Here is a 17454-nt window from a genome sequence, read left to right on the forward strand (position 1 = left end):
GTTGGACAAATGAGCCACCGGTCATTTGACGGGTTAAGTTAACAAGGAGATGCTTGCTGGCAGTGCGCATTCAGAGATCCTGCTCCTAACGCAAGCAATACCAATTGATGTCAGAAATTGCGTCTTGGCTAAATAGACATGGTTTGTCCAAGTATGCTGCCGCTTTTGCCGAACATGAAATTGAACTTTGCGACCTGTCTGAACTATCTGACGAAGACCTTGTAACAATCGGACTTCCGCTGGGGCCGAGAAGGCGTTTTCTGAAAGCCGTTCGCGCCAGCATGGAAATGGGGCAGCGCCCGCCCAGCAATAGCAACAGCGCCGAGATCGTGGCTGAGCGGCGACAACTTACTGTAATGTTTATCGATCTTGTCGGTTCAACGGAAATAGCGCAAAGCGTCGACCCGGAAGATTTGGCTGATGTTCTTCGACTTTTCAAGGAAACCTGTGCTGCGGCCGTTGCAGCATTTGATGGCCATATTGCCAGCTACTATGGCGACGGGATTATGGTTTTCTTTGGGTTTCCCCACGCCCATGAAGACGATCCGGAGCGCGCTATTCGTGCCGGTCTGCGCATCATTGATGAGATGCCAGATGTTCGCACCCACGCGAAACTCAACGTTCGGATTGGGATAGCAACCGGGTTGGTTGTGGTCGGCGATCTGCGCGGCGAAAAGATGTTTGAAGACGGAACGGCGATGGGTGAGGCACCCAATCTGGCCGCGCGTCTTCAAGCGATGGCGGATCCGGGTACGATGATCATCGCCCCAACCACTCATCAGCTGGCGGGTGATGCTTTTAAATACGTTCTGCGCGGTGCGTTTAAACTCAAGGGTTTTGCTAAGGAAGTCGAAGCCTGGCAAGTAACCGGGGAGCGGGAGACAGTCAGCCGATTTATGGCGATCGACAATATTTTGCTCAAGCCCTTGGTCGGTCGCACCGCGGAATTGGAGGCGCTGAACGACAATTGGGCTTTGGCCGGTGATCGCCAGGGTCAGGTTGTGTTGGTGTCAGGTGAGCCGGGAATTGGCAAGTCGCGTCTGGTAGAAGAATTTCGGCAGAACATCTCGGACTTGCCTCACAAGCAAATGCGATATCAGTGTTCTCCATATCATTTTGCGACTTCCCTGCATCCCATCATTCGCCAACTTGAGAATGCAGCTGATCTTCGCGCGGACGAGCCAAATCACGTTAAGCTTGAAAAAATCCGCGGCGTGTTGAGCGATCAATCGGACGATGCTTTGAAGTTGGCAGGATCCCTTTTGTCTGTTCCGTTTGAAGATCATTTGGGACCTTTAGATCTGACACCGCAGCAGATCATGGAACAGTCGCTGGAATTGTTGCTGGATAATCTTGCGTCAGAGGCTGACGGTCCTCCAGTTCTCTTCCTTTTGGAAGATGCCCACTGGATTGATCCAACAACCAAATTGCTGCTTGATCGGATGGTGGACCGAATTCGCAACCTTCCGGTGCTGGTCGTTATGACATTCCGGCCCGAGTTCGATCCAGGTTGGACACTGCAATCGAACCTTACGAAGGTTGATTTGAAGCAGCTAAACTTTCGACAAGTAAAGAGCATTGTTGACGAAGTCGCCAAAGGCGAGATGGTCGCTGATGAGATGTATGACGTGGTCGCGGCAAGATCCAACGGCGTGCCGCTATACGTTGAGGAGGTGACGAAAGATCTCCTTGAATCTGGCGTCCTGACCAAGGGAAGGGACACCTACACGATGGGTGGGGCATCGCCGGCAAACTCGGTGCCCAGTACATTACATGATGCATTGATGGCACGCCTTGATCGCCTAAGCTCTGCCAAAGAGGTCGCCCAGATTGGCGCTGTAATAGGCCCTCAGTTTACTTATCAATTGATCTCAAAAGTGGCGAACGTAAGCGATGGTGCGTTGCGCGCAGGGCTGGAGCTTTTGGTCGAGGCTGGCATAGTAACAGCGTCTCGTTCAGAAGGTTTTGAAACCTTCAGCTACTGTCACGCCCTTATTCGTGACACCGCTTACAACAGCCTTCTTAAGCGGGAACGTCGGGTTCTACACTCTCGTGTCGCGCAATATTTGAAAGAAAAGTCGGCTCATACGGGTGATGCAAGCCCGGAAATTCTGGCTCATCACTACACCATGGCAGGCATGTGTAAGGAGGCTGTGGACTATCGTTATCTTGCAGGTCAGCGAGCAGTCCAGCGGTCTGCTAACATTGAAGCAGGCACGCAATTGTCCCTGGCGATTGAGCAGCTTGGCGAAATGGATCAAAGTATCGAGCGGGACCGCAAGGAAATTGAGGTTCAGGTTCTCAAGGCCGGTGTCTTACGAACGACCGCCGGAATAGCCGCCGACGAAACCGGTTCTGTTTACGAAAGAATACGCGACTTGTGTGAACGCGTTGAAGAAACAGAGCAGCTATTTCCAGTTCTAAATGGTTTGTATTCCTTCCATTTGGTGCGCGCCGAGTATGATTTGGCCAGGAACGTCGCGGCGCAATTGCTGGATCTGTCGACCTCGACTCGTGAGACGCAGCATCAGATGGTGGCGCATCGCGCAATGGGCGCAGTACTGTTTCATATTGGTGATCTGGAGCCCGCATACGAGCATTTAAGCAAAGCACTCGAACTCTACAGCCGGGAACGTGATGCACATCTGGCTTACATCTATGGATCCGACCATGCGGCGATTACGTCGTGTTTCCTAAGCTTGGCAATGTGGATGCGCGGGGACCCAGACACAGCACTTGAGGTTCAAATGCTGGCGGTTTTGGGTGCAAAGGAGCTGGAGCATGCTCACAGTATCGCGCAGTCTCTGACCTATCTATGCATGCTTCATCTGTTGCGCCGTGAACCCGAAAAAGTGCTGGAGATCGCAAAACAGCTTGACGAGCTGTCAGCCAAGCACTCATTCACCTTCATGTCTTTGACTGCGACCTTGTGGCGAAGCTGGGTGAAAGCCAATGTTTCGCCAAACCAAGAATCAATCGATGCGTTACACGAAGCGTCGATAGCGTGGTGGGAGAGTGGTGCGGGAAACTACAAACCATTCTTTCTGACACTTTTGGCGGAACTCACATTGAATATAGGTGACCGAGACAGGGCCCTAAATTTTCTGGCTCAGGCTCGTGAACAACAGCAGTACACAAATGAAGGATGGGCCCGATCTGAGACAGATCGAGTCTACGCGCTCGCACGTTGCGAAAATGAACTGGCCGAAAAAGAATTTCTTGAGGCACTAGGTACTGCAAGAGAACAGAAAGCGAGGATGCTTGAACTTCGAACATCCCTAGATTTCGCAAAACAATGCAAGCTGTTTGGACAGGCGCATAGGGCGATATCTGATCTTCGCACTGCTTTAGATGGGATTGCAGGAGGTGAGTGTACGATCGATGTGATTGAAGCAATCAAGCTCCTTGATCAACGACCCGCAGACTAAGTTTTTTTGTTTTCCTTGGCATTGCGCGGCTCTATCGCTTGCGAAGTACTTTAGGCAGAAATGCACGCTGCAACGGTCGCAAAATTGGCTGCACTCTATGTCATCGCAGAGCCGCCAATCGCAAAAAGCAAGTTTGCCCCTGTGCCCTGCTATAAGCGACCTTGCCATTCGCTTAGCTTGGCAAATATTCCTCACTCCACGACTCTGCAACATCGCCAGATTTGATCATCACTTCGATGGCCTCCTCCACATAACCGAGTTCACCGAGGATCATACGGGTTGAAGTGCCAAACTTCTCGGATGGCTCGACTGCAAATACCTTTGCACGTGTTGGGCGCACTGCGTAGGGATCAAGTTGTGTTACCTCATGACCGCTGGGGTGGTCGGGGTAAATCGAGAAAGAGTAGCTGCCATTTTCAGTGCCCGGTGTACCATCCGCCTCGCGTGAATTCCGCGCGCGCAAAGCGTCGAGGTTTTCGCAGATTGCCACGCCGATATCAGCCGCTTGCAGTTTTTCCACCCAATCCGACGCAGGAAGGGTTTGGAATGCAGTCGCAAGATAGGCGGCACGGTCTTCTTCTGGCAGATCAGGCAGATCCTCTAGGCCCTCGACTTTTCGGAACCGCGGCAGATCCGCTTCGTAGGCACTGAGCAGCACATAGCGCCCCGACGCAGTACTATAGAACCGTGTCAGCGCATCATAGCCATTTGCCTCGGGCCCCGACGGTTCTTCGAAAAGACCTCGGCCCTTGTAATCAAAAGCAAAAGGGATTTGCAGAAGACCGCTATTGGCATTGAGCGAGGTGCGACCGCGCCCAATCCGACCGAAGCGGTATTTCTGATAGAGTGCTGCGGCCACACCAAGTGCGCCACCAAATCCGCACATAACGTCGATCGTGCCGACATGGGCGTGTTCCTCTGGTCGGTCCATAGCACCACCAAAGCGCAGCATGATTCCGGTTGTCGCCTGAACCAAGTCATCGTAGCCGATGTAGTCAGTACGCGTGCCCCGGCGTACACCGCTGAAACAGTCGAGTTTGCAGAACAGTGCATCCGGGTTGAGCTTTCGCAGGCTGTCAGCATCAAGACCCATTTTCTTGATCTGATTGTCCGGTGCGTTCCAAACGATAACGTCGACGGATTTAACAAGATCCTCGAAAACCCGGCGTCCGTGATGAGAGGTGATATCTGCTAGAATGGAGCGCTTGCCGCGCATCTGGGACATGCCATAGATGACGGTGTTCCAGCTGTCATACATCGGCACGGAGGGGTCGAGCTTGATCACCTCGGCCCCGAACCGCGCTAGATAACTGGCCGAATGTGGGCCCGCGATCACATTGCATAGGTCCAGAACCCGTACGCCGGTTAACCACCCTGCTTTCGCGGTTTCTTCAGAAGGGTCTGGGATCTCGGTGCGGTGTTTCTTCAATATTTTCAGCGCTTCGTCGAAATCGACCCATCGACGGGGCTCTGGCTGCAATGCCTCTTCGCCGCTCTCTTCCATCCAGACCACTGGGCCGGGTTGCGTCATATCACCATAAATCGGGTCGTGAACGTCGATCATCAGACCCGAAGTCTCGGCGTATTCGTCATGAATCCATTCCTGCAGCCAGCGCTGCGGCGCTCCGGGGATCAGGCCCCGGCCGAACATTTTTTTCCATTCGTGCGATGTGCGGGTCATAAAGACCTCTTTCATACGCGCCGCGATTTTATCGGCCCAAAATTTGGGCATCGGATAGACCCCGAGTGAGGTGTCGTGCGACCATTCCGACCAAGGTTTGTACGTGTCTTCTTCCGAAGTCAGCCCGTCAGCAACCAACTCGTCATAAATGCTGAGTACTTCCAGACAGCGACGGGCGTGGTTCTTGTGGCTGGGGCAAACGACGTAGAACATGCGCCCGTCCTTACACATGTAACTGCGGAAGAACGGGTCCAACAATTCCTGCAGTTCTTCATATGCAACGTTCATCGGCAGACCTTCGATACGCCGACGTTCAATCTCGACCTCGCGCTGGGTCAGATAGCGCTCGGGCATGTTTTCTACCTTGATCGAGTTGTAACAGAGCCCCTCCATCACGGCGGCTGCCAGCGGAACTTCGATCTGGTCGCCAAGACCTGTTACCTGCCGTGATTGCAAAGCCAATACCGTAGCCGACGCGGCGATCTGCGAGGCATAAGCCGAGGCAAGCGGAAGCGGAGAAAATGACGGGTTCAGCCCCATAAGAACCCGATTCAAGCCCATGTCTGTGAACACGCCCGAGCTTGCCGCGACGATGCTTTCATAGGCCCGAAGTTCGCGCCGTTCTGCGTCATTCGATGCGAAACCGGGGATCGAGATCGTGATCAATTCGGGCCTTTGGTTGCGCATTGCAGCAAAGTCTATTCCAAGCGCGGCCAGTTTACCCGGGCGGAAGTTCTCGACGATAATATCGGCCTCGGCGCAAAGCGTTTTGGCTCTCTCCAACCCCTCTGGCGTCTTGAGGTCCAAATTAACGATCACCTTGTTCCGGTTCAGTGCAGCATTTGCCGGGCTGTCCCACATCGGACCGCTGGGCGGATCAATATGCACCACGGTTGCCCCCAAATCGCCCAGCAACATTGCGACGGCAGGGCCCGCGATATACTGGCCGAAATCGACGACCTTCACACCGGTCAGCGGAAGATTGGAAAACGAATTGCGCATGGATCCTCCGGGAAACTTTTACGTCCGGATGCTGACAGGTCTTATTGACCCGCCAGCATCCAGCCCGCGGCTTTTTCTGCGATCATGATAGTGGGCGAATTGGTGTTACCGCTGGTAATCTCTGGCATGACCGAGGCATCAACCACACGCAGACCAGCCACCCCCTTCATTCGTAGATGCGGGTCAAGAACGGCGGTTTCATCGTCCTCGCGCCCCATTTTGATCGTGCCGACAGGGTGAAAGATCGTGCTGGCGATGTCGCCTGCCAACCGGGCAAGTTCCTCGTCGGTTTGATATTGGATACCCGGTTTGAATTCTTCCGGCTCGTAAGCTTCCATCGCGGGCTGAGCCATGATTTCGCGCACCTGCCGCAGGCTTTGGGCGGCAACTATGCGGTCTTCGTCTGTATCAAGATAGTTGGGTGAAATCTGAGGTGGCTGACGGAAATCCGAAGACGCAATACGGACATGCCCGCGACTGGTCGGATTCAGGTTACATACACTGACGGTAATAGCCGGGAAGTCATGTAGGTCTTCGCCAAAGGCTTCAAGGCTCAGCGGCTGGACATGATATTCGAGGTTGGCATGAGGGCGCTGAGGATCGGATCGAGTGAAAGCCCCCAGTTGGCTGGGCGACATGCTCATCGGGCCAGACCGCTTCAGCACATATTCCAAACCGATCTTGGCTTTGCCTACCAGAGAATTGGCCAAGGTGTTCAGCGTCCGAGTGCCCTTTACCTTGTATACCGCTCGTATTTGCAGGTGGTCCTGCAGGTTCTCACCAACGAAGGGCACATCCATTGCTACGTCTATCCCGTGCTCTTTGAGAAGCGCCGCTGGGCCTATTCCAGACAGTTGCAGGATTTGCGGAGAGTTCACGGCACCCGCCGACAGAACGAACTCCTTTGAGGCTTGGACCGTTACGGGCTGCCCTTTGTGGTGGACAACCGCGCCGGTGCAACGCAACGCGGTGTCTTTGCCTTTCTCAAAGGTCAGTTTCTCGACCTGCGCCTCGGTCCAGATCGTCAGATTTGAGCGTGACTTGGCCGGGCGCAGAAACGCCTTGGACGTGTTCCAGCGCCAGCCCGAGCGCTGGTTGACGTCGAAATAGCCCACCCCGGCATTGTCGCCCGTGTTGAAATCATCCGTCTTGGGAATGCCGTTCTCAACGGCGGCATCGGCAAAACTGTCCAGAACATCCCAGCGCAGCCGCTGTTTTTCGACCCGCCATTCGCCACCATGCCCGTGCAGGTCGGAAAACCGGCTGTTGTCACCAGTGCTCGGGTCGGCGCCATCGTCTAGCTTGTAGTGGTTCTCATGAGCCTTAAAGTCGGCCAGCGAGTTGTCCCAACTCCAGGCCTCTTCACCGGTGAGCTTGGCCCAATTGTCATAGTCGCGGGCCTGACCCCGCATATAGATCATCCCGTTGATCGAAGAGCATCCACCCAGCGTCTTTCCGCGCGGATACAGCAGGCTGCGACCGTTCAGCCCCTTGGCTGGTTCGGTTTTGTACATCCAGTCCGCGCGCGGGTTGCCGATGCAGTAGAGATAGCCAACAGGGATGTGTATCCAAGGATAGGTATCGGCCTTACCCGCCTCAAGCAGCAAAACTCGGTTCTTGGTGTCGGCGCTCAGCCTGTTGGCCATCAGGCACCCGGCCGATCCGCCACCAATTACGATATAGTCGAACCTGTTTGCGCCGTCAGACATCCGTGTCGTCCACCTATTCAGTCGTTGCTTCGCCTTATGCGCACCGGAAAGGAAATGGATTCCGATTTTCTTGTACGCGACCCTTTCATTTACCTCCGAAGTTCGGGAGGCTGTTCACCTGGCCCCGCATCATTGGCTTCACTGATCTCTGCGCGAGAGGCACACAAAAATCTAATGACAATTCGCACAATGCCATATTAGTAAATTTTATATGGACCGGTTTTCGAATATTAACACCATTCTGGCCTTTGTAACGGTGGCCCGTGAAGGCAGCGTTTCCCGCGCAGCCGAAGTGTTGAACCTTACCCAGCCGGCCATCAGCCATCAGATCAAGCGTCTTAACGAAGAGACTGGACTGACGCTGTTCAACCGAACCGCAACTGGGTTGCAGATCACCCATGACGGCGCTGCGGTTTTGGCAAAGGCGCAACAAGTCCTCGATGCAGTCAGTGATTTCCAACGCAGTGCCCGCCAGCGTATTGGTCGTTTGAGTGGAAAACTGACGATCGGCACGATCGTCGATCCGGAGTTCATTCGCTTGGGCCGTCTGTTGGCGCATCTGCGATCAGAGCATCCTGATGTCGAAACCGAGCTGGTACACGGGGTCAGCGGGGACATCCTGACATGGCTCAGACGGGGTCGCGTCGATGCCGGGTTCTACCTGTGTGGACCCGATGACCTTTCCAGTATTGGGTCGGACGGCGGTGATCCTGTGCACGCCATAAAGCTGGCCGATTTTATGTATCGCGTGATCGGGCCAGCTGGCTGGCAGAAGCAGGTGGAAGAGTCCGACTGGCCTTCGCTTGCAGCCTTGCCTTGGATTGGCACTCCCGAAGCCTCTGTCCACCATCGCTTGCTGGCCAAGATTTTCGAAGATCAGGCCAGCCGCCCGAACGTGGTCGCATTGGTGGATCAAGAAGCTTCGATGCTTGAAATGGTGAGATCCGGGATTGGCCTGAGCCTCTGCCGCGATTCCATCGCGCTCCATCAAAAACAATCCTTTGGACTTGCCGTCTGCAATTCTGTTTCAGTTCCTGCGTGCCTGTGCTTTGTGACGCTAGAACGGCGCAAAGATAACCCGATGATCGCCGCAACATTCGACCTACTAGTTCGGTCCTGGTGATCGCAACAAGCGGACGGAGCCTGATGTGTCAATGGACGCCACTTTCACATTCCTTGTGAACATGGTGCGGGCTGGAACCGGGCAAATGATTAATCCCAAGCTGGTCGAGCTACGGCGAAGACCAAGCGAACGGCTTTGTTTGCGCGAAAACTGCGTCCATAGATATCATTTCAAAGCTGTCGCTTGACGCCATCGGTCGACGTGAAAACCAAAATATTCTATTTTATAACTTTAGGTTACGCGGGATTGAAAACAGCAACACGCGTCACTTCAATGGTTGCAACTTCTTCGCGGAAAATCCCGAAACGATGATCGAGGTTTTTGCAACCGCACGGGATGACGATGAGATTTCTGCGGGACCGTTCACGCGATCCCGCAACTCATCAATCAAAAAGGCAGCGGTCGCGAAAGGGCCTCTGCCTTTACAGTTTATCTGCCGAAGAACTCAGCGACCGCGTCAGTCGACGCCTTTACAGCTTCAGGTTTGTAGTAGAAGTCCACGTGGCTGAATTCATCAAAGGCCAGTTCCTCGTGTTCATTTGTCAGCTTCTTAACAAACTGGGTTGAACAAGGCGCGGTGAAAGCCGTTTTGCTGTAGATGGTCAGTGACGGCTGCACGATTTTGTCGGCATAGGCTTCGCCGATGGAGATCAGCGACAGCATGCCCTGATCTCCGATATGCATGTTGGTGTAGGTCGGAACCGCGACCGGGCCTTTTACACCATCACGCCCGTAGTAGTCATAGGATTCTTCGGCCATCGGATTGACGCCTGATCCGACAAAGTCTTCGCGGGTTTGCTCATCATTCAGCCCAAATGGTGCGACATAATCAGGCTCGCCGGTTTCATACATCTTCTGCATCGAGGCGTTCGAGGCCGCGATTTGATGATTGACCATGTTGCGGTCGGTCCATTGAAAATCGTCTGCCGCCATCATGCCCGACACCATTGCAATTTTCTTGACGCGATGGTCGGTGACTGCCGCCGACGCAATGATCGAGCCGCCTTGGCAAACGCCCAGTCCGTAGATTTCATCCACGAACGGAAGTGTGCCGAGGTAGGACACGGCGTCCCAGGTGTTTTCAATCAGCCGGAACATGTAGCGAGACTGCTTGTGCTCCCCGGGCAGTGCAGGGGACGAGCCCATTCCGAGATAGTCAAAGCCAAGGTAGATGAAACCGCGCGCGGCCATCTCCGGCCCATAGGTTGCCGGGATTTGGTCCTTGACCTGCGGGAACGGACTGGCACCCACGATAGCCTTATAGGTCGTTGTCTCTTCAAAGCCTTCGGGCAGGTACAGATCGCCCGCCAAATCCACGCCAAAGGATTTGAAGGTGACTTCGTTTTTGCCCGCGGTGAAATTTTGGGTTGTCATGGTCTTGTTCCTTTCGGGATCAGGCATCATTGCGCCTTGCTAAAGTAAATCGTTGTGTTTACTTATGGTGAATAGATGATGTTTGTAAACACGTCTTTTTACTTTTTGGGGTTGAAATCGTGAAACGTACTGAAAAAAAACGAAAAGATATCATCGATGCAGCCATCGACGAATTCAAAGAGCAGGGGTTTCTAGGGGCAAAGACCACTTCAATCGCCAAAAAAGCGAACGTATCGAGTCGCACGCTCTACAATCACTTCGAAAGCAAAGAAGCGCTGTTCGATGCGATCTCAGAGATCATGTTGGAACAGAACCGGCGCATGGAGCCGGTATCCTATGACCCTGCTCGCGACTTTGCCCAGCAACTGAAGGATGCTTTGTGGCGCTACGTCGAGGTGATCACAGAAGAAACAGCTATTGGACTAAATCGAATGGTTCTATCTGAGCTGATCCGTGACCTTGATCGTTCCCGGCGGTTTTTCACTGAGACCGAGTCCCATGACTACCCAATGACAGGCTTGATCAGTGGAGCTATGGACGCAGGCGTCATCCGAAAAGCTGATCCGGCCTTCGCAACCAACCAGCTTTTGGGGCTGGTGAAAAACTTCTTCTTCTGGCCAGAGTTCTTCCTCGGTCAGAATCCGACATCAAAGAATGTTTTGGACGATTGCGTTGCTATGTTCCTCGCGCACTACAAAGCGGACGTTTGATTGGCGATCGCCCGCTTCGTCCCACGATTTGTGAGTCCGTGAGAGTCAGCACTTTGCTCGCGCCGCGAAGGTCAAGTCGGGTGAGCAGCACCGCAGCGATTGGAAATCTCGACCAATGACACGTTTGGGACGTGAGGAATTTCTAGCAAATTTGCCGAAGGCGTGGATGCTACGCGGCATCCGGGGCTGGCAATGAACCCAAAGTGCTAGATACTGCGGTCCGCATAAAGGTCCGCTGCTTAAAGTGCGGTTGAAAAAGTGTTTGAAATGCGAAAATTTGTTTAGGCAATAGTCGGATCAGCAAGCCTTAAGGCAGGCTGAGTTTACTCATTCTACCACCGTCGATCGTGTAGACCTGCCCTGTTACAAAACTGGCTTCACTTGACGCCAGAAATGCGACCAGTGCGGCCACTTCGTCGGGTCGCCCGGTTCGGTTAACCGGATGAATGCCGCCGATCCTACGTCGGAACGCATCAGGCTCTGGCATCGAATTCACGAAGTCTTCGTTGAGTTCCGTGTCGATCCATCCGGGTGCTACAGCGTTACATCGGACCCCTTCCTCTCCGTGATCCACCGCGACAGACCTAGTCAGGCCGTGCAGGCCCGCTTTTGCGGCACAATAGGCTGCGTGACGAGGATTGGATCCCAAACCTTCAATCGACCCAGTGTTGACAATGCTTCCGCGTGTCTTGCGCAAATGGGGAAGTGCGGCCCGGATCATCAAGAACGGAGCCGTTAGATTCAATGCCAGACTACGTTGCCAATCCTCAATGCTCGTGTCTTCGATTTTGGCCTCCTGCATCATACCGGCATTGTTAACGAGCACGTCCAGTTGACCGGCACGCCCAACCACTATCTTGACGACCTCGGCGGGCAGCTGCGGATCGCTCAGGTCCGCGACAATGCCTTCAAAGACCTCATCGGTTTGACGTTGCGCCGTGAATACACGCGCGCCTTCCTGCCGCAGCCGTTCTGCAATGGCGAGGCCGATGCCAGATCGACCACCGGTGACCAGTGCGACTTTCCCTTCAAATCGCCTCATGAGACTGGCTTTCCACCATTCACCTCAACAAGTGCGCCGCACATGTAACGCGCTGCGTCAGAAGCCAAAAACAAAACGACATCCGCAATGTCCTGGGGTTCAGCTATCCGGCCGATAGGGACAGTGGTCCCTAGTTCAGCCACGGCAGTGTCGGGGTCATAACCGCGCTTTTCAAAGCCACTACGCAGCATGGGCGTGTTCACTTCATTTGGGCACACCGCGTTGATCCGAATGCCCTGATGCGCGTGGTCCATTCCCATGCATTGGGTCAAAGATGCGATTGCCGCCTTGGTCATACAATATAGCGCGTGGTTCGGGCCTGGAGCTTTTCCACCCCAACACGAAGCTGTGTTTACGATCGCCCCACCGCCATCATTGGCCATTATCGGGATTGCTGCCCGACAAATGCGAAAGGGAGCTTCGACGTTAACCGTGATCGAGAGATCCCAATCTGCGTCTGTCGTCTCTGTCACGGCACCGCGTGTAATAACGCCTGCGTTGTTGACTACGATGTCCAGGCCGCCGAGCGCAAGATTAGCAGCCTGAGGGAGGGTATCTGCATAGTCAGCCTGCGACAGATCACCCGGCAGGTGAGCGTCAGCATCAATGCCATCAACATTTCGATCCGCCGCGGCCACCAACGCCCCTTCGGCCCGCAAGTTGGAAACGATTGACGCCCCGATCCCACCAGCTGCGCCTGTGACCAGTGCTTTTTTGCCTACAAATCTCATATCTATCCTCACGCTTGGAAGCTGGCAACAGGATCACCAAATATCTCGGGATTTGGGGTAACGCCGAGACCCGGACCTTCGGGTAGCGAGATAAACCCGCTTTCGATGCGAATACCGTTTTCGGGGTCATAGTGTCCGTCGATGTAAGGTGCGGCCACCCATGCTCCTTCGCAAAGGTCGGGGTGCACAGTTGCTGCAACATGGACACAAGCCGCCGCGATAATGTCGCCGCCCCAGGCATCGTCGCAGGTATGCGGCAGGTTGCGGGCTTCGCAGATATCTCGGAAGCTGCGCATGTTGGTCAGTCCTCCGATGCGCGTGACCTTCATTCCAAACCCGTCTACTAGGCCGGCCCCCGCTGCGCTGATCACGGTATTCAAGTCAACGCTGCTTTCATCCATGTAGATGGCGTGGGTGACTTGCGGGCGGATCTTTTGCAAGTCTTCGACCGTGTTGCAGGGCTGTTCCATAATGAATGGAATGTCAGGGCATTCGCGGCTCACGCGCAGTGCATCGCGCGTTGTCCAACCTCGATTGCCGTCAACCGCAAGACGCATTCCTGAGTTCTTGATCTGCTCCCACACTTTCCGGATCGTTTCGATATCCAGCTCGACCGGACGCCCACCAACCTTCACCTGAAGGCGCGGATAGCCCTCATCGCGTTTATCCGCAGCGAGCCGGGCGATCTCATCCGGAGCACCCACACCTGTCGCATAGTAAGAGGGTACGCGTTCCGTCACAGCACCCCCGAGGAAGTCTGCCACTCTTATCCCAAGCAACTTGCCCAACAGGTCGTGCGCTGCGATGTCAATTGCCGCTTTTGCATAGTTATGGCCATTGAGCAGGCTGTGCATCTTTCGTTGCAACACCAATGGCCAGAGCGGCATACCGATCAAATCTTGTGCCATATGTATCAAAGCCGCGCGTGCGCCAAGCGCATGCGCTTCGGCATAGGTGGGGCCTACCGGGCAGGTCTCTCCCCACCCTTCTGTCCCATCGGTCGCTACAATCTTCACCAGTGTTGTGTCCAGCGCCCAAACTTCGGCATTGGCCATCGTATAGGGTCCATTCTTTACCGGCAGATTGTGCTGATAGATATGGATCTCTTCGATTTTAGGACTGTGACTCATGTGATGCCTTCCGTTTCCAGCACTTTGCGGGCTGCAAGAAGCGCAGATTGGGTGGCCGCCGCAGGACCCCTTAAGCGGGCCACGTCAGTCAAACCTTCGTGCAAAAGAAACAAGGTTTCGGCTGCGTGGCGCGTGTTCTGGTCTGGAGCAAAACGTTCTAAGCGGAGCTCAAACTCATTCGCCAATTTGAGCTTGTGCGCCTTAACCAGATCGGAGATCGGCGCGCTGTTGGGGTGCTCCGCCAGTGCATTCAAAAATAGACACCCAGTGTTTGATACATCACTCAACCAGTCACCCAGTCGCACAAGCGGGTACAATACATGGTCAATGCCCTGTTTCGGACCACCCGCAAGCCACTCGAAATATGCAGCGTCGCGATGCTCCAACGCGCCAACAATCATCTCTTCACGGCTCGGGAAATGCTTATAGAGCGTGCGGATCGAAACATCTGCACCTGCACGCAATGCCTCGACCCCTAGGCCCGCGAAACCCAACTCCGAGAATTGTTGGTGAAGGGCACGAGCTATCTTTTGTTTGGTTCCAATCATAAACATAGTGTAGAACGTTCGCTCTACCATCCGCCTAAAAAAACGTCATGCGCGTGCCGGTTCGCGACGTTTTATTTGGCAGCTTGGTTGCTCTGGTCTAAAAATCGACATTTTCTGAGACGCATCTACAGCACGTTCCCATTTCATCGCAGAGAGACCGTTCTACCTGGTGCGTCTTAGGGTCAGGACCCATTGATTTCCGCGTTGGTGCATGAGTCACGGTTCGAAAAACGAGCGGTGACCATGTCTGATCTTTTCTGGCTCACAGATGCGCAGATGGCGCGTCTTGAGCCCCTCTTCCCTAAGTCCCACGGCAAGCCACGTGTTGACGATCGACGTGTGTTGAGCGGCATTATCTTCATCAATCGCAATTGGTTGAGGTGGCGTGACGCACCTTCGGCCTATGGCCCACACAAGACCTTCTATAACCGTTGGAAGCGGTGGAGCGACAAGGGCATCTTCGCCTGGATGATGGTCGGTCTGGCTGCCGAACACGGCGAAGAGAAGACAGTGATGATCGACGCCACCTACCTGTAGGCCAACCGCACAGCGACCAGCTTGGGCGTCAAAAAGGGGGGCGTGGACGTCTGATTGGCCGCACCAAAGGCGGCATGAACACCAAGCTGCACGCCATCTGCGATAGCCGGGGACGTCCGCTCAACCTGTTCGTCACAGCTGGGCAAATCAGCGATTACATCGGAGCACGGGCATTGCTGTGCAGCTTGCCGGATGTCGATTGGCTGCTCGGGGATCGCGGCTATGACGCCGATTGGTTCCGGGAAGCGTTGAAAGACAAAGGGAAACGAGCCTGTATCCCTGGCCGGAAGCAGCGGAAGAAACCGGTAAAGTACGACAGGCGTCGATACAAACGGCGCAACCGGATCGAGATCATGTTCGGAATGTTGAAGGATTGGCGGCGTGTGGCAACCCGCTACGACAGGTGCCCCAAGATCTTCTTGTCCGCCGTCGCACTCGCAGCGCTCGCCATATACTGGCTATGAGTCCTGACCCTAAAAGACGAAGAGTGTATGGTGTGACCTGCATTCCAAAAACGGCTATTGGGTTCCACGTTCACCTGCCCTTTAAAAGATTTTGTTCCAAGTAGTTTCGAAACGACCGCACGACCTCGGGTGTTTAAATTTTTTGTTTTCAATACAGTAAGGCTCTGTATCTTTAGGGGAAACGACCAGCGTTTGGACTCTGGAGATTTCAAAATGGAATTGATTACAGAACAACTTCGCGCCTTCCCGATCATGGCTCTGTTTCTTTGTCTGGGCCTGGGATATGGCGTTGGAAAGTTTCGGGTCGGCAAGTTGGAATTAGGAGGCATTGCTGGCACGTTGTTGGTGGCGGTCTTTACAGGCCAGATCGGCGGCATCAATCTTAGTACCGATGTTCAGAATGTATTCTTTTCCCTCTTCATATTTATGGTCGGTTACAATGGGGGGCCTCAATTTTTTGCGGCCTTGAACCGAACTGCGCTGACCAAGCTATTGGCCGCGTTTATGATGACCGTCTGGGGGTTGTTTTTTGTTATCGTTGTTGCTCGGTTGGCGGGCTTGGACAAAGGGCTGGCCGCAGGACTGGCTGCTGGCGGTCTGACACAATCTGCAATCATTGGCACCGCTGGAAACGCCATCGATCTGCTTGGGCTCGCCGCTGATGAGGCGGACAAGCTGAAAACCAACATCGCTGTAGGATACTCGGTTACTTACATCTTCGGCTCAATCGGCCCGATATTGGCAGTTAGCATCATTCCCATCATCATGCGTGTCGATCTGCGGCAAGAAGCGATTAAGCTGGCTCAGAAACTCGGCGGCGGTGGTCCCAAACTAGAGGAAGGTGAGTTCCTTCCCATGAATCGGTTCGACGCCCGCGCCTATCAGGTAGATGCCGATGCAAGCATTGCCGGAAAATCCGTCAAGGACATCGAAAATGGCTATGATGGTGATCTGATCGTCGAACGGTTGCTCCACGATGGCGCTCCTGTGGATCCGACTCCTGAAACGATAATCAACGCCGGAGACGTTGTGGTCGTCTCCGGCCTCGTCACGACTTTGACCCAGTTCGAGGGGAGCGCCAGTGGTGAAATCGGAGAGTATCCCCCTGAACTGACGGTTGTAGAGGAGCGTCGCAACGTCGTGGTCACCAACCGAAAACTGACCAGCAAAACCTTGGTGGAGCTGCGCGAGGCTCTGACGGCAGATCAAAGGCGCGGTGTTCATATCTCAAAGATCACTCGCATGGGCCATGATGTCCCCGTCCTGCACAACACGGAGATCCACGCAGGTGACGAGATCAGTATTGTTGGTCACAAGGACGACCTGAACCGAGTTGCCAAAGTTGCGGGCTATGTGCCGCCATCGGCCTCGGTCACCAATTTCATTGCATTGGGGATCGGTGTGGCTATCGGCTATCTTATCGGAGAGATCAGCTTTGTCATCGCAGGAACGAAGGTGGCTTTGGGGTCCGGCCTCGGTTGCCTGGTTACAGGATTGATCATCGGCTATTTGCGCATCCGGCAACCCAAGATCGGCGGTATTAACCGTGGGGCCGCGAATTTCCTTCAGAGTTTCGGTTTGGCCGTGTTTGTTGGTGTGGTTGGCCTAAATGCAGGCAAACCCGCACTGGAGGCGATTCAGGAATATGGGATCACGCTTCTGCTTTTAGGCGTTGTGGTTACATTGATGCCCATGATCGTGCAGTTCCCGATCAACTATTTTGCCTTGCGTATCAAGAACCCGGTTGAGGCCTGTGCGGTTGTGACCGGATCACGCTCGGGTAATCCCGGTTTTGCGACACTCTTGGAAAAAGCCGGGAACTCGACACCAACGCCAGCCTTCACCATGACCTATGCCGTGGCCAATATCTTCCTGACACTCTGGGGGCCTTTGGTTGTGGCTTTTGTTCCGTAAGTCAGACCGCACAACAATCAGAGTCCTGGCTTGGAAGGGTGAGATCAGCATGATTGCCAAT

11 protein-coding genes and 1 pseudogene are annotated in these 17454 nt (G+C 54.2%); 5 read left to right on the forward strand and 7 right to left on the reverse strand.

Annotated features, from left to right (window positions below; genetic code table 11):
• Positions 1–107 precede the first annotated feature (107 nt).
• Positions 108–3428 carry an ATP-binding protein gene (locus AC2FJ6_RS12170; protein WP_269149814.1) on the forward strand — a complete coding sequence of 1107 codons (3321 nt, stop codon included), beginning with the start codon at positions 108–110 and terminating at the stop codon, positions 3426–3428.
• A gap of 172 nt (positions 3429–3600) precedes the next feature.
• On the opposite strand, the gene AC2FJ6_RS12175 is transcribed toward AC2FJ6_RS12170, so the two are convergent.
• Together AC2FJ6_RS12175 and AC2FJ6_RS12180 are read right to left on the reverse strand one after the other, a co-directional pair.
• On the reverse strand, positions 3601–6111 hold the full coding sequence (locus AC2FJ6_RS12175; protein ID WP_496669164.1) for a CoA transferase: 2511 nt from the start codon (positions 6109–6111) through the stop codon (positions 3601–3603).
• A gap of 41 nt (positions 6112–6152) precedes the next feature.
• A complete protein-coding gene (locus AC2FJ6_RS12180; RefSeq protein WP_170773704.1) occupies positions 6153–7820 on the reverse strand; it encodes a GMC family oxidoreductase in 1668 nt (555 codons plus the stop codon).
• A gap of 211 nt (positions 7821–8031) precedes the next feature.
• On the opposite strand from AC2FJ6_RS12180, the gene AC2FJ6_RS12185 reads away from it, so the two are divergent.
• Positions 8032–8943, forward strand: coding sequence for a LysR family transcriptional regulator (locus AC2FJ6_RS12185; protein WP_496669166.1), 912 nt, complete (start codon positions 8032–8034; stop codon positions 8941–8943).
• Between the two features lie 429 nt (positions 8944–9372).
• On the opposite strand, the gene AC2FJ6_RS12190 is transcribed toward AC2FJ6_RS12185, so the two are convergent.
• Entirely contained in the window at positions 9373–10317 is a 945-nt protein-coding gene (locus AC2FJ6_RS12190; protein WP_496669168.1) for an alpha/beta hydrolase, read from the reverse strand.
• 119 nt (positions 10318–10436) lie between these two features.
• On the opposite strand from AC2FJ6_RS12190, the gene AC2FJ6_RS12195 reads away from it, so the two are divergent.
• Positions 10437–11027, forward strand: a complete 591-nt coding sequence (locus AC2FJ6_RS12195; protein WP_170773700.1) for a TetR/AcrR family transcriptional regulator — start codon at positions 10437–10439, stop codon at positions 11025–11027.
• Positions 11028–11334: 307 nt separating this feature from the next.
• Here the strand turns inward: AC2FJ6_RS12195 and AC2FJ6_RS12200 are convergent, their stop codons facing one another.
• Genes AC2FJ6_RS12200 through AC2FJ6_RS12215 form a run of 4 tightly spaced genes read right to left on the reverse strand, consistent with a single transcriptional unit; the run spans position 11335 to position 14484 of the window.
• On the reverse strand, positions 11335–12069 hold the full coding sequence (locus AC2FJ6_RS12200) for an SDR family NAD(P)-dependent oxidoreductase (protein ID WP_170773698.1): 735 nt from the start codon (positions 12067–12069) through the stop codon (positions 11335–11337).
• Positions 12066–12800 (reverse strand): SDR family NAD(P)-dependent oxidoreductase, encoded by a 735-nt coding sequence (locus AC2FJ6_RS12205; RefSeq protein WP_170787041.1) that lies wholly within the window; start codon positions 12798–12800, stop codon positions 12066–12068. The genes AC2FJ6_RS12200 and AC2FJ6_RS12205 overlap by 4 nt, the downstream gene beginning before the upstream one ends.
• Positions 12801–12808: 8 nt before the next feature.
• On the reverse strand, positions 12809–13930 hold the full coding sequence (locus tag AC2FJ6_RS12210; RefSeq protein WP_496669171.1) for a mandelate racemase/muconate lactonizing enzyme family protein: 1122 nt from the start codon (positions 13928–13930) through the stop codon (positions 12809–12811).
• Positions 13927–14484, reverse strand: coding sequence for a TetR/AcrR family transcriptional regulator (locus tag AC2FJ6_RS12215; RefSeq protein WP_480551919.1), 558 nt, complete (start codon positions 14482–14484; stop codon positions 13927–13929). Before AC2FJ6_RS12215 ends, AC2FJ6_RS12210 begins: the two co-directional genes overlap by 4 nt.
• A gap of 237 nt (positions 14485–14721) precedes the next feature.
• Here AC2FJ6_RS12215 and AC2FJ6_RS12220 point away from each other — a divergent pair.
• Positions 14722–15479 (forward strand): annotated as a pseudogene (locus AC2FJ6_RS12220) (IS5 family transposase).
• 57 nt (positions 15480–15536) lie between these two features.
• Complete coding sequence (aspT, locus tag AC2FJ6_RS12225) at positions 15537–17393, forward strand: aspartate-alanine antiporter (RefSeq protein ID WP_496669173.1); 1857 nt, start codon at positions 15537–15539, stop codon at positions 17391–17393.
• The last annotated feature ends 61 nt before the right edge of the window (positions 17394–17454 follow it).

It is taken from the genome of Ruegeria sp. CDSA089, from assembly GCF_059612205.1.

Excerpts from the sequence above, each read along its gene's own strand:
- AC2FJ6_RS12200 (WP_170773698.1), bottom strand. The coding sequence starts at position 12,069 with ATGAGGCGATTTGAAGGGAAAGTCGCACTGGTCACCGGTGGTCGATCT.
- AC2FJ6_RS12205 (WP_170787041.1), bottom strand. The coding sequence starts at position 12,800 with ATGAGATTTGTAGGCAAAAAAGCACTGGTCACAGGCGCAGCTGGTGGG.
- AC2FJ6_RS12175 (WP_496669164.1), bottom strand. The coding sequence starts at position 6,111 with ATGCGCAATTCGTTTTCCAATCTTCCGCTGACCGGTGTGAAGGTCGTC.
- AC2FJ6_RS12210 (WP_496669171.1), bottom strand. The coding sequence starts at position 13,930 with ATGAGTCACAGTCCTAAAATCGAAGAGATCCATATCTATCAGCACAAT.
- AC2FJ6_RS12190 (WP_496669168.1), bottom strand. The coding sequence starts at position 10,317 with ATGACAACCCAAAATTTCACCGCGGGCAAAAACGAAGTCACCTTCAAA.
- AC2FJ6_RS12185 (WP_496669166.1), top strand. The coding sequence starts at position 8,032 with ATGGACCGGTTTTCGAATATTAACACCATTCTGGCCTTTGTAACGGTG.
- AC2FJ6_RS12170 (WP_269149814.1), top strand. The coding sequence starts at position 108 with ATGTCAGAAATTGCGTCTTGGCTAAATAGACATGGTTTGTCCAAGTAT.
- AC2FJ6_RS12215 (WP_480551919.1), bottom strand. The coding sequence starts at position 14,484 with ATGTTTATGATTGGAACCAAACAAAAGATAGCTCGTGCCCTTCACCAA.
- AC2FJ6_RS12180 (WP_170773704.1), bottom strand. The coding sequence starts at position 7,820 with ATGTCTGACGGCGCAAACAGGTTCGACTATATCGTAATTGGTGGCGGA.